The sequence below is a fragment of the Desulfogranum mediterraneum DSM 13871 genome, from assembly GCF_000429965.1.
Classification (GTDB): domain Bacteria; phylum Desulfobacterota; class Desulfobulbia; order Desulfobulbales; family Desulfobulbaceae; genus Desulfogranum; species Desulfogranum mediterraneum.
Map to the genome: position 1 here is coordinate 163,307 of NZ_KE387004.1, position 12,736 is coordinate 176,042.

Genomic DNA, 12,736 nt, shown 5'->3' on the forward strand with positions numbered 1-12,736 from the left:
AGGCCTTGGACTGAAGATAGCCTACAGGTTCATCACCCGCAGCCATTCACTCTCTAGGAATATCACAGTTATTGATCGATTGAAAGGATCAATCCACAATATGCCCCAGCCACACATGGCCTCTCTGAAAACGCAGTCACCCCTGCAGCAGCGAAAGATCATCCACATCGACATGGATGCCTTCTTTGCCTCCATCGAGCAGCTGGATAATCCCCGGCTCCGCGGCAAGCCGGTGATCGTGGGCGGTGACCCCAGCGGCAGGGGGGTGGTGGCGGCCTGTTCCTATGAGGCCAGAACATTCGGGATCCACTCGGCCATGCCCTGTGCCCATGCCCAGCGGCTCTGTCGCCAGGCGGTGTTTGTCCGCCCGCGCAGGGAACGCTACCTGGAGATCTCCCGCCAGACCATGGCCCTGTTCTCCCGCTACACCGACCTGGTGGAACCCCTCTCCATCGATGAGGCCTTTCTCGATATCACCGTCAATCACCTGGGCAACCCCTCGGCCACCCGAATCGCCCAACTCCTCCGTCGGGAGATCTACGCAGTCACCGGTCTCACCGCCTCTGCCGGGGTCTCCTACAACAAGTTCCTGGCCAAGGTGGCCTCTGATCAGAACAAACCCGACGGCCTGAGCGTGATCCTCCCCCAGGAGGCCGAGGCCTTTATCCGCCGCCTGCCGGTGCGCAAGTTTTATGGGGTGGGCCAGGTGACCGAGAAGAAGATGCACAGACTGGGTATCCGCACAGGTGCGGACCTGGCCCGTTTTTCCAGGGAAGAGCTCAGCGCCGCCTTTGGCAGCAACGGGGCTTTTTTTTACGAGATCGTCCGGGGGATCGACCACCGCCCGGTGCACATCCAGCGGACCCGCAAATCCATCGGCAGCGAGACCACCCTCCAGGAGGATGTGCTTGAGCTGGAGGCGGTACTGGAGGTCATCGAAGAGATCAGCCGCCAGGTGGGCGGGGCCCTTGAGCGGAGGAAGATCGGCGGCCGTACCCTCAGCCTCAAGGTCCGCTACGATGACTTCACCACCATCAGCCGCTCCCAGAGCAGCCCAGGGGGTTTTTTCGACAGCCAGGATATCCGCCCCCAGATCCCGGGGCTGCTGGCCGCCACCGAGGCGGGCCAAAGAAAGATCCGCCTGCTGGGCCTGACGGTCTCCAACCTCATGGACCAGGGACGCTATCGCCAGCTGCCCCTGCCCTTCCCTGCTCCGACCCTGGACTCACCGGGAGCACGGATTGCCCAACTCCGCAGAAGGGAACCGGGATGCACCCCTGGACCTGCCACGCCCTATGTTTGACGTTACCCTGGCCCTGGCCATCCTCCTCACCTGCGGCCTGTTTGCCGCCAAGCTGGTCCAGCTGCTGGGCCTGCCTTCGATCACCGGCTTTGTCCTGGCCGGCCTGGCCCTGGGACCCTCGGGCCTGGCCCTGCTCACCAGCGAGACCGTGGGCCATAACCTGGACCACTTTACCCAGATCGCCCTGATGCTGATCGCCTTTGGCATCGGTGAACATATCGAGTTCCGCCGACTGGGCGCCATTGCCGGCCAGGTGGTTGCCATCTGTCTGGGCCAGGCCCTGGCCTGTTTCGGTTTGGTCTTCCTGAGCACCTGGGCCGTGACCTGGATCATCTCCCCCCACCAGCCCCCCCTGTTCCATGCCATCCTGGCCCTGCTCCTGGCCGCGGTTTCCCTGGCCGGCGCGCCTGCAGGCATCCTCCACCTGGTCCGTGAATTTGACAGCCGCGGACCCCTGACCACCACCCTGCTGGCGGTCATCGCCCTGGGAGACGGCCTGGCCATTGCCGTCTTTGGCACCACCCTCTCCATCATCCACCAGTTCGGCGGCCAGGAACAGCTCTCCCTGCTGAGCAGCGTCCTGGGGCTGATCTCTGAAATCGGCGGCTCCCTGGCCATCGGTGCCGCCACCGGCCTGATCATCGATTTCGTCCTCCACAAGACCCATAAACGGGGCGAGATGCTCACCGCCGGCCTGGGATTCCTCCTCCTCTGCGGTGAAATCACCCGCCTCCTGGAACTCTCGCCCCTGCTGGCCGGGATGGCCGCAGGCTGCATCCTGATCAATCGGGAGGAGCGGGATATCCGGCTCTTCCGGATCCTCAACGGCTTTGAGCCCCCCATCTATGTGCTCTTCTTCACCCTGGCCGGAGTGCACCTGGACCTGAGTATGCTCCAGTTGGCCGGCTGGGCCGGACCAACCTACTTTATCGCCCGGATCCTGGGCAAGTACTGCGGCAGCAGGCTGGGAGCCCTGCTCTCCGCAGCCCCCCAGGTGGTCCGTAACTACCTGGGCTTCGGCCTGATGCCCCAGGCAGGAGTGGCCATCGGCCTGGTCTTCATCATCAGCAGCGATCAGCGCCTCCAGCCCTGGAGCGAGAACCTGAGCGCCATCGTCCTGGCCGGGGTGGTGCTCTCAGAGCTGATCGGCCCCATCATGGCCAAGAAGGGCTTGTTCCTGGCCCGGGAGGTTCCCGGCCACCTGAGCAGCCAGGGCCAGGGAGCCCCCTTGCGCCAACATCTCTTTGCCCGCTCCGATGAACTCTGCCTGGCCCCCTGGCACGGTGAGCCGATCTCCCCGGCAACCCATCCCCAGGGGGTGGTCATCTTCGGTGCAGCCAACTATGCAACGGTCCGCGGCCTGGCCCGGGTCACCACCATCCTGGCCCACTACTTCGACGCCCTGCCCATGTCGGTTCGGGTCATCAACGAAACCACGCCCGAACACCCTGGGAGAAAACAGGCCAACCAGACCCTCTTTCTGCCGGAGATAGACGAGGTCAAGAGCCTGGGCTACCCCCTGCTCACCGCCACCCTCCAGGGCTCGGCAGTGGAGGGGATTCTCCAGGCAGTTGAGCAGCACCGAGCCAAGGCCCTGGTCCTGGGCTACCCCCTGGGACATAATCCCCTTGCCATCCAGAAGATCGTGGATAAGGTAGCCCGCAGGGTCTCCTGTCCCCTGGTGGTGGTCCGCTTCATCGGCACCTTTAACTGCGAGCAGATCCTGGTGCCTGTGCTGGAGCCGGCAGAACTTTCGACCCTCCAGCCCGTCCTGGAGGCCATGGGGACCGCCGGCCAGCCGACCATCACCCTGATGCAGCTCCTGGATGCCGACTGCGGCCGCAGAGATATCCGCCGGGCAGAGGCCGGACTGCAACGGTGGCTGGAGACCAACCTCCTGGAATGCGTTACCCAGGTCCAGGCCATCCCGGCCGGTTCCCGCCTGGAGGCCATCCTGGACGAGGCCCGGCACCACGACCTGGTGATCATCCAGGCGGTCAACCTCCATGGTCTCCAACGCCTCTTTCTGGGCTCCCTGGCCGCGGCCGTGGTAACCAACTGCCGCACCCCGGTAGTTACCGTCTACCCGGGAAAATCGAATTAACCTCAGCTCCCCTGGAGCAGCACAACACCATGTTTCTTCCCACCAGCAAAAAAGAACTCCGCCAACTCGGCTGGTCCCAGCTTGACATCATCCTGGTCAGCGGCGACTCCTATATCGACTCACCCTTTATCGGCGTGGCCGTGATCGGCAGGGTCCTGGCGGCAGCCGGTTTCAAGGTCGGCATCATTGCCCAACCCAGCGTCAACAGTGGCGAGGATCTGACCCGACTGGGCCAGCCCAAGCTGTTCTGGGGGATCAGCGGCGGCTCGGTGGACTCCATGGTGGCCAACTACACGGCCACCGGCCGGCCCCGGAAAAAGGATGACTACACCCCCGGCGGGGTCAACAACCGTCGCCCGGATCGGGCGGTGATCGTCTATGCCAACCTGATCCGCCAGTACTGCAAAGAGAGCGCTCCCATCGTCCTGGGCGGCATCGAGGCCAGCCTCCGCCGGGTGGCCCACTATGACCTCTGGAGCAAAGGGATCAGGCGCTCCCTGCTCTTTGACGCCAAGGCCGACTACCTGCTCTACGGCATGGCCGAGAAGAGCGTGGTGGAGCTGGCCCGGGCCCTGGCCGAGGGCAAACCCCTCCAGGAGATCCAGGCCATCCGCGGTCTCTGCTACAAGGCAGAGAACCCGCCGGAGGAGGCCCTGCTGCTGCCCTCCTTTGCCGAGAGCAAGGCCGACAAGGCGAGCTTTTCCCGGATGTTCCAGCTCTTCTACGAGAACAACGACCCCCTGAGCGCCCGGATCCTGGCCCAGCAGCAGGACAGCCGTTACCTGGTCCAGAACCCGCCCCAGCCCCAGCTGAGCAGCAGCGAACTCGACGCTGTCCACGCTCTACCCTATGAGCGGGAGCTGCACCCCTTTTACGGTCAACACGGCCCGGTGCGGGCCCTGGAGACCATCCGCTTTGCCGTGACCACCCACCGGGGCTGCTACGGAGAGTGTAACTTCTGCGCCATTGCCGTCCACCAGGGACGCACGGTCCAGAACCGCAGCCAGCAGTCCATCATCGACGAGGTCACGGCCTGCAGCCGCCATCCGGCCTTCAAGGGGATCATCGCCGATGTGGGCGGCCCCACAGCCAACATGTATGGGATTGAGTGCAGCAAGAAGCTCAGCCGCGGCTGCTGCCGGGATAAACGCTGCATCTTTCCCACAACCTGCCCCACCCTGCCCATCGACCACGGCCCCCAGATCGAGTTACTGCGGAAGCTGCGGGCCATCGCCGGGATCAAGAGGATCTTTGTGGCCTCGGGCATCCGCTACGACCTGATCCTGGCTGACCGCAAGAATGGCCGCCGCTATCTCCAGGAGCTGCTCAGGCACCATGTCTCCGGCCAGATGAAGATCGCCCCGGAACACTGCAGCCAGGTGGTACTGCAGGCCATGGGCAAGCCGGGCAGCGACACCCTCCTCGACTTTATCAGACTGTTCACTCAGCTGAACAAGAAGCAGCAGCAACAACTCTTTCTGACCTACTACATCATCGCCGCCCATCCCGGCTGCTCCAAGCGGGAGATGACAGAGCTACGCGACTTTGCCAGGCAGGAGCTCAAGGTCATCCCCAGGCAGGTGCAGGTCTTCACCCCAACGCCATCCACCTGGTCCACCACCATCTACTGGACCGGCAAGGACCCCTGGAGCGGGGCCCCCTGTTTTGTGGAAAAGGATCCCCAGGCCAAGGAGCGGCAGAAAGAGATCCTCCTGGGGGCACTGCCTGGCAGGAAAAAGAGCCTTGGCAGCAAAAAAGCGCCGGAACGGGCAGCCACCCCCCGCCGACAGAGCAGGAAAAAGGTCCGGAGGGACAGGTAGGCGGAAAGGGGGAGAGCAGAAAGAGTCGTCCCCTGCTCAAGGAGCAGGGATGAAGACAGAGGAGCTGGCCCGGCTCAGGCCAGCAGACGCCTCAGCCGGGCACCGGTGTGCTTGAAACTGTTGGCCTCGTAGAACCGGACCGTTTCCGGCCAGGCGGCAGGTGCAGGGGTCCCCACCTCCAGCCGCTTCCACTCCAGGGAGCTGGCCTTGTCCGCGGCCGCATCCAACAGCCGCCTGCCGATGCTTCTGGAACGGTGCCCAGGCAGGACATAGAGCTCGGAGATCTCTCCAAAGACCCCGCCGGCATAGATGGCGGCACACTCATTAAGGGTGATCACCCCAACTGCTCGACCACCCTCCCTTGCCAGAAAGGCATGGAGCTTGCCCTCTGCAAAGAGTCGCCTGGCCACCTGCTCACAGGACATGGCCAGAATTTCTTCAGACAAGGCAGGCTCCAGCTCCAGGAGAAGCGCCCGCACCAGGGCAGCCACCTCGGACATATCGTCTAGTCTTGCTTCAACAATTTCCATAGCTCTCTTTGATCAGGGATTACAGCCATCATGGGTCCAACAGTACCACCAGACCAGGGAGTTGCCAACAGCTTTATCCTGGCCCCAATGGAGCCAGCTCTGCACCTGGAGGGAATAGAGGAGAGCAGGAGGGCGCAGCCTAGAAGTAGTAGCTGCCCTTGAAGAGGAGATAGCTGTCCTGCTGATAGAAGCGGAGGGGATCCTGTTCAGCGGTGCGGACGAAGAGGTAGCCGGAAAGACTCAGGTGCAGGGACTCACCGAGCCGTTGCCCGGCCTCAAGGACCATGAAGCAGGAGGGCTGGGCAAGGTCCTGGACCATGCCCAGGAGGAGCTCGCTGCCCTGGGCATCGTTGAGGCCCAGCCGCATCCCCAGCATCAGGTCATTGTCATAGGGCGAATCATCGGCCAGCCGGCGCTGATCACGCACATACTCAGCGATGAACCCCAGATCCAGGTCCAGCTGCCAGGGCCTGACCCAGGTGTATTCAAAACCGCAGGCCACGGCTCCCCGCCCCGGCCCCTGGCCGCTTCGCTGGAGGGCTTCCAGCTTCCACAGCCACTGCCCCTCCACCAGCTGCAGATCCAGCCCGGTCTGGCTGATCTGACTGTAGAAGGGGATCAGCTCTTCCTCCTGCCCGGCCGAAGGGAGGAAGAGCGGCTCCCTTGAAGTGCCGAAGAACTGGTAAAGACCCAAATCAAGGTTGCCGAGGGTGTGGCTGTAGCGGAGGGCAAGATCGGGATGGGTGCGACCTGCCCCGCTCTCATACTCGGCTGCCCCGCTATCGATGACCAGCGGGCCCCGCAAGCGCCCCCGGCTCCCCGGGAAGGTCCGTTCCCTGAACAGGGGCAGCAGATACGCTTCCAGGGTGCCCCACTCTTGTTCCAGGCTCAGGGCCAGCATGGGTTGGCCCAGCTTTTCCTCCTGGTCCGGGGACTCCACCAGGTCGGTCTGGTTGACGATATCCACCAGGTGGACAAATTCGGTCACCCCCCAGAAGACCTTGTCCAGGCCAAAGAGCAGTTGCCAGGAGTCGGCCCCGTAGAGCAGGTTTGCCTCCCGCAGATCCGAGTGGCTCCGCTCGGGATCGCTGGTATCCAGGCGGAGAAAGGGTTTGAGCGAACAGCTCAGCCCCCCCTCCCCTTCCCAGTAGAGTTCCGGCTCCAGCACCAGGGAGGCGTCATAATCCTCCTGGCCCTGATAGGCAGAGGCCTGGGGAAAGAGGCGCCCCTCCAGAGATACGGTTCCCTGAAGCTCCATGCTCAGGCCCACCGTGCAGCAGCCGACCAGCAGGAGCAGGGCCGCAGCTGCCCCAAGCCCCAAGGCCCGCCCGGAAGGGGAGCCGGTAGGCGTCCTAACGGCCACCACCGGTCCTCAGGTTCTTGAGCCGGTTTTTGCGGAAATCCCGATCCGTCAGGCCCACCTGAAACCGGTAGTTTGCAAAGAGCAGATCGGTCTCCTTGCCGTTCTGGTGATTGACCATCTCCAGGCGATGGGCCTTCCAGAGAAACCCCAGATACTGCTGGTACTCCCGGCAAAACAGGGTCTTCAGCAGCCGCTGCTTCTGGTCAAAGTACTCTTCTCGAATCAGCCGGTAGGTCGTGGTATCCAGCCAGGAGATGATCCGGCTGTAGCCGGAGTTTTTACTGTCCAGCGGGATCTGCTCCAGGACAAAGCACTCCCGGCCGTCCAGGGATTCGCTCCCCAGATAACGGTGACCATACTTCTCCAGCTCACGGCTGCCCAGGTCTTCAAAGGCAAATTCACTGCCCATGAAGGCCCCTGACTTGTTGGCTGCACTGATCCGCTTGACCCGCTTCAAGGCCGGGAGAAAGAGCCACTGATCATCATCCCCCCTCTTATGACTGAAGGTGAGCAGGATGGTGCCCCGGACATCCCCAGGCGAGTCAAACAGGGTCAGGGACTTATCCCCGTCATCCTCCTGCTCCAGGACCCGGCTGCGCAGCTGGCGACGATTCTCCTGCCCCTCCCGGTTGCGGAGGATCATCACCGTGTCGGCGGTGCAATCGCCGAATCCGGAGCTGCGGCGATCAGCCTCCACCGCGATGGCGTGCCCCTGTTCTTCCGGGGTCTCGGCAAGCGCCTGCAAGGGCGACACCGGCATCAGGGCCAGCAAGAGCAGCAGCATCAGAGAGCGCTTCATCGTACCCCCTCCAAGCTGGCTCTTACCTGGAGATCCTTTTCCCTGGAGGTATAGACCAACGAGAGCAGGGCCGGGGTCAGGAAAAAATCGGTGAGCAGGGCCATGAACAGGGTGGCCGCGATCAGGATGCCGGTATGGATGTTGAGGGTCAGGGAAGAAAACATATTACAGAGAAAGCCGCCCATCAGCACCAGGGTGGTGGTCACCATGGCCCGGCCCACGGTCTTGAGCGATTGGCTGGTGGCCCAGAGCGGGTCCTTGCTCTGATCATAGTACCTGGCATAGTTATGGAGGAAGTGGATGGTATCATCCACGATGATGCCGATGGAGATGGAGCCCACCAGGATGGTGGCAAAATCCAGGGGGATCCCGAGCCAGCCCATCAAGCCCAGGACCATGACAATGGGAAAGAGGTTGGGGATCATGCTCAGCAGGCCCATCCGCACCTTGGCCAGCATCACCACCATCAGGATGGAGATCAGGACCAGGGCAATGGCATAGCTGCGCAGCATGGTGCTCATCACCTTGTTGAGGATCTCCACAAAGAGGGCATTGACCCCGGTGATGGTGATCTCATAGTCCGGGAAACGGCTGCTCAGATCCTGCTCCACCGAGCCGATGAACCGCTTATACAGGTCACTGTCCCTATAGGGAAGGTGCATGGTCATCCTGGTGGTCCGGAACTGCTGATCCACCAGCTCCTCCAGATCATCGGAGCCGCTGAGCTGGAAGAGAAAGAGCTCCTGGGCAATTAGATCGCGCTCTGTCGGCAGATGATAAAACTGCTGCAGATTGTTATGCAGGGCCCGGTTGGTCTCCTTCAGGACCGTGGTCAGGTCGATGATCTTGCCCACATAGAGATCTCCTTCCCGGTAGTGGAGGTACTGCTCGCCAGCCGCCTCCAGGCCGTGAATCAGTTCCGGGTCATAGACCCCGTCCGGTCTGCCGGTGTCGATCACCACATCCAGGGAGACCGTCCCCCGCATGGCCTGGTCGATCAGTTCCGTATCCTGGCGGATCACGCTGTCCTCGGCAAACCACTTCAGGGCGCAGTGGGAAAAACCCAACCTGCTGATCCCGGCCACGCCCACGGCCAGCAAGAGCAGAAACAGCCCGAACACCAGCAGCTGCCGGCTGCAGCTGAACTCCGCCAGCCGGCTGAAGAGACGATCACACCGTTCACCGGACCGCGTCTGGCCCGGCTTCAGCCGTACCGGGAAGATGGCCACCAGGGCAGGAAGGAGCAGGAGGGTGTAGCCCAGGGCCAGCAGCGCCCCGATGGGGGTAACGATGCCCAGATCTGCAATCGGGGCAATATCGGCGGCCACAAAGGACAACAGGCCGCCGGCCGTGGTCAGGGTGGTCATCAGCACGGCCAGGCCGGAATGCTCCATGGCCTCGACCATGGCCTGCCTGCGACTGCCGCAGCGCTGGTAGGCCGGATAAAAGAGGGCCAGGATATGGACCGCATCACTGATGCTGACCACCAGGATAAAGGAGGGCAGGATGGTGGTGATGTTGGTGAGCGGAATCCGGAGCAGGGCCATCAGGCCGATGGCCGACAGGAGGGAGAGGATAAAGATCAAAAGCGGATAGATGATGCCGCTAGCCCGCCTGAAGAGCAGGCCGAGCATCACCATGATCACCAGCAGCATCAGGGGGACAATCAGCCCCATGTCCCGTTCCAGGGCAAGGTTGAGGAAATCGATCACCACCGGCATGCCCGCGACCGCGATGGGCAGCTCGGGGGTGCGATACTGGTCCACCACCAGGTTCAGGGCTGCCATCATCTCCCGGTTCTGGACATTGCTCATGGGCTGGCAGGAGCCCTCGACCTGGAGTTGGACGGTCTCCGGATTGCAGGCCAGGGGCTTGATCACGATCGCGGTGGTCTGCTGGTCCCCGGCGAGCATGTAGTTTTGGTAGAGGCTGTTCTCCCGGGCACGTTGCTCCAGGGTCTCCAGGTCTGCTGCCCCTTTCGGCCAATGCTCGAGAAAGTCCTCGACAATCAGCTCGTCCCCCTGTCCGCGGGTGTTGCGCACATTGAGCAGACTGGTCACCTCATCGAGGTAGGGCACCTCCCGCTCCACGGCCTGGTGCAGCCCCCTGAGCCGCTCTAAAAAATCCAGGCTGAAGACCTCATCAGGCTGGAGGGCAATGACGATGAATTCATCCTTGCCGAACTGGTCTCGAAATGCATTGTAGTCGAGCAGTACCTGGTCGTCGGGTCGAAAGAAGCTCTCGTTACTCATGTCCACCCGCAGCTGGCTCAGCTGGGCCAGGAGAAGGATGTTCACCACCAAAACCAGGGCCAGGGCCAGCCACCTATGCTCAAAGGCCCAGCCGCCGATCCTGCCAAAGATACGCTCACATCGTTTTTTCATAGTCTGCATCGTTTCCTCCGTCGTTTTTTTAAATGAGCACGCTCACATTAACGACCAAAGGAAACCGCGGCAAGAAAAATATGAGCGCGCTCATATTAGCAGACCGAGAGAAACAGCTCCGCCAGGGCTGGAGAACGGGCCAAGGTGGGGAAATGCGGCTCGCTCAGGGGGCGCCCCGGGGCTGCGAAAAAAATTCTATCCGGATCTTCCAAGGTATGGGCAGCGGAGTGCCCTCCCCTCTCAATCCTGCCAGTTTGGCAGTCATTCCCGCGCAGGCGGGAATCCAGTCTTGAAGGCCCCATGAAGCACAGGGAAGTTCCAGGTCACGGTCGATGTCAAGCCCGGCTGGGATATGCGGAGAGAACCAAAAAAACAGAGGGAAGGAGGAGGAACCGAAAAAAGAAGAGGAACAGCGCTAGAGCTCAGGCGAGCCCTCTGAGGAAGAGGCCCCACGCATCTCCTCCAGGTAGAGGCGGCTGTAATCAAAGACGCTGCCCAGCCGATACATCATGGAGCGGTGCCCCAGGATCGCCCTGTTCAGCCAGTTATAAAAGCTGTCTGTACGGCTGTAGCCGAGCACAAGGCTCTCCTTGAAGAGTTCCACCCCTTCAGCCACGTAGGCGCCATCGGCAAAATCAAAGGGCCCCCTGGTGGTAATGGGACTGACCACCCACTGGATCTGGCGAAACATCAGCTCCACCCACTGGGGATCGAGCTCTTCAGGGGAATCGTGGAAGGAGAGCCGGGCCAGGAAGTCACGAAGCTTGTCCTGATCCTGAGAGAACATGGCCTCCTCGCTATCCGCCTGTACCTGCCAGCGCTGGGGAGAAAAACGGCGAAAACAGCCAAAATCCAGGAAGCCCAGGCGGCCGTCAGCCATGAAGATGAAGTTGCCGGGATGCAGGTCCGCATAGACCGTCTTGCAGCGGAAGAAGGAACGGACCAGGGCCAGGGAGATCAGGCGGCCGAAATGGTTGCGCTGCTCCTGGCCGGGATCAGCGCCCAGAAAGGCGGGCAGGTGCTTGCCCGGGAGGTACTCCATGGTCAGCACCCGCTTGGAGCTGTAGTCGGGAAAAGACCTGGGCACCACAATCTCGGTACCCGCAAAGAGCCTCCGGTTCCGCTCCATGTAGGCGGCCTCGGAGAGGTAGTCGAGCTCACGGCTGAAGACCTCCTTGGCATCGAGGATATGGGCAAAGAGGTAGCGGTAGCTCTCCTTGAAGCGGATGGTCTTGAGCAAGAGCCCCAGGGTCTTGAAGTCGCTCTCGATGGTGCGAGCCATATCCGGGTACTGGATCTTGACCGCCACCCGGGTGCCGTCGGCAAGGCGGGCCCGATGCACCTGGCCCAGGGAGGCCGCGGCAAAGGCCTGGCGGTCAAAGGAGGCAAAGAGTTCTTCCGGCTCACGGCCCAGTTCATCGAGAAAGACCTCCCTGATCAGGGAGTAGTGCATGGGGGGCGCCTCGAACTGGAGGGATTCGAAGATCTCGATCAGCTCCCGGTCCATGACCTGGGGCAGGTTGGCCAGCAACTGGCCCACCTTCATCACCGCCCCGCGCAGGTAGCCCATGGTGCCGAAGAGCTGGATGGCGGCCTTGAGTTTGGCGCGACTGGCAGCCAGCTCCTGCTGGTCCTTGGCCAGAAAGTTCTTCTGGATGGCATAGCTGATATAGGTTGCGGCCAGCCGGGCGTTGGTACTGCCCAGACACCAGCTCCGGATCAGGGACGAGGAGGGAATCCGCCGGCAGGAAATCTTGGTCAGGGAGGTATCGAGGACAGGGTGCATAAGAGGCTACACTTCCGGCAGCGAACCGGAGATGGTTACGGCAAAGACCTTCATGGAGTAGTCGAGCAGGCTGAGGGTGGCCTGCTGATGGCTGGAGGTGTCTTTGGACCAGTGGGCCAGGATCCCCAGGTAGAGCGACCAGTAGAGGGTGACGGCGATGGACTCGGGAACCAGCTCATAGTGATGCGCAGCCAGGATGGCGGCCACGGTCTCCAGGTGGGCCCGACGGGCCTGCTCCCCGGCGGGACAGCAGGCCTCCTTGGCAAAGACCGACATCCCGCTCTCCAGGACCGGACCGATGTAGAGCCGGTAGGGCCGCAGTGCCCTGAGCTCCGAGGCCACCAGCAGAAAGAGCTCCTCCACCAGACTCTCCTCCCCTGCCCTGCGCTCGAGATAGCGTTCCCGCCCCTCTTCCATGGCCTCGGCCACCATGGTCATGGCCAGGGTCTCCTTGGAGGGAAAATAGTTGAACAGGGTCCCCTTGGCCATCTTGCAGGCCGTGGAGATATCACGGGTGGTGGTCTTGCCGTAGCCCTGTTCGCTAAAGAGGCTGGCCGCGACCTGGAGGATCCGTTTCCGGTTCTGTTGTTTGGCTTCTTGGGTGATTCGCATGGCAGTATTTTATGACTGCGCCCAGATTAGCATAC

9 protein-coding genes are annotated in these 12,736 nt (G+C 62.1%); 3 read left to right on the forward strand and 6 right to left on the reverse strand.

What is annotated here, in order from left to right; translation table 11 throughout:
• Positions 1 to 100: 100 nt before the first annotated feature.
• Genes dinB through G494_RS23885 form a run of 3 tightly spaced genes read left to right on the forward strand, consistent with a single transcriptional unit; the run spans position 101 to position 5,227 of the window.
• Positions 101 to 1,303 carry a DNA polymerase IV gene (gene dinB, locus G494_RS23880; RefSeq protein WP_232362578.1) on the forward strand — a complete coding sequence of 401 codons (1,203 nt, stop codon included), beginning with the start codon at positions 101 to 103 and terminating at the stop codon, positions 1,301 to 1,303.
• Positions 1,242 to 3,407, forward strand: a complete 2,166-nt coding sequence (locus G494_RS0115560) for a cation:proton antiporter domain-containing protein (RefSeq protein ID WP_153305911.1) — start codon at positions 1,242 to 1,244, stop codon at positions 3,405 to 3,407. The genes dinB and G494_RS0115560 overlap by 62 nt, the downstream gene beginning before the upstream one ends.
• A gap of 29 nt (positions 3,408 to 3,436) precedes the next feature.
• Positions 3,437 to 5,227 carry a YgiQ family radical SAM protein gene (locus tag G494_RS23885; protein WP_084456954.1) on the forward strand — a complete coding sequence of 597 codons (1,791 nt, stop codon included), beginning with the start codon at positions 3,437 to 3,439 and terminating at the stop codon, positions 5,225 to 5,227.
• A 74-nt stretch (positions 5,228 to 5,301) separates the two neighbouring features.
• Here the strand turns inward: G494_RS23885 and G494_RS0115570 are convergent, their stop codons facing one another.
• The 6 genes from G494_RS0115570 to G494_RS0115600 all read right to left on the reverse strand — a co-directional run bounded on the left by G494_RS0115570 (position 5,302) and on the right by G494_RS0115600 (position 12,701).
• On the reverse strand, positions 5,302 to 5,757 hold the full coding sequence (locus tag G494_RS0115570) for a GNAT family N-acetyltransferase (protein ID WP_084456957.1): 456 nt from the start codon (positions 5,755 to 5,757) through the stop codon (positions 5,302 to 5,304).
• A 139-nt stretch (positions 5,758 to 5,896) separates the two neighbouring features.
• The gene (locus tag G494_RS0115575) at positions 5,897 to 7,120 is read right to left on the reverse strand and encodes a hypothetical protein (RefSeq protein ID WP_035247096.1); all 1,224 of its coding nucleotides are present in this window, start codon (positions 7,118 to 7,120) and stop codon (positions 5,897 to 5,899) included.
• Positions 7,110 to 7,919, reverse strand: coding sequence for an outer membrane lipoprotein-sorting protein (locus G494_RS0115580; protein ID WP_028585264.1), 810 nt, complete (start codon positions 7,917 to 7,919; stop codon positions 7,110 to 7,112). The genes G494_RS0115575 and G494_RS0115580 overlap by 11 nt, the downstream gene beginning before the upstream one ends.
• Positions 7,916 to 10,303, reverse strand: coding sequence for an efflux RND transporter permease subunit (locus G494_RS0115585; RefSeq protein WP_028585265.1), 2,388 nt, complete (start codon positions 10,301 to 10,303; stop codon positions 7,916 to 7,918). Before G494_RS0115585 ends, G494_RS0115580 begins: the two co-directional genes overlap by 4 nt.
• Positions 10,304 to 10,718: 415 nt before the next feature.
• A complete protein-coding gene (locus tag G494_RS23890) occupies positions 10,719 to 12,089 on the reverse strand; it encodes an ABC1 kinase family protein (protein WP_051305758.1) in 1,371 nt (456 codons plus the stop codon).
• A 6-nt stretch (positions 12,090 to 12,095) separates the two neighbouring features.
• Positions 12,096 to 12,701: a TetR/AcrR family transcriptional regulator gene (locus tag G494_RS0115600; protein ID WP_028585267.1), complete on the reverse strand. Its 606-nt coding sequence runs from the start codon at positions 12,699 to 12,701 to the stop codon at positions 12,096 to 12,098.
• Between the last annotated feature and the right edge of the window lie 35 nt (positions 12,702 to 12,736).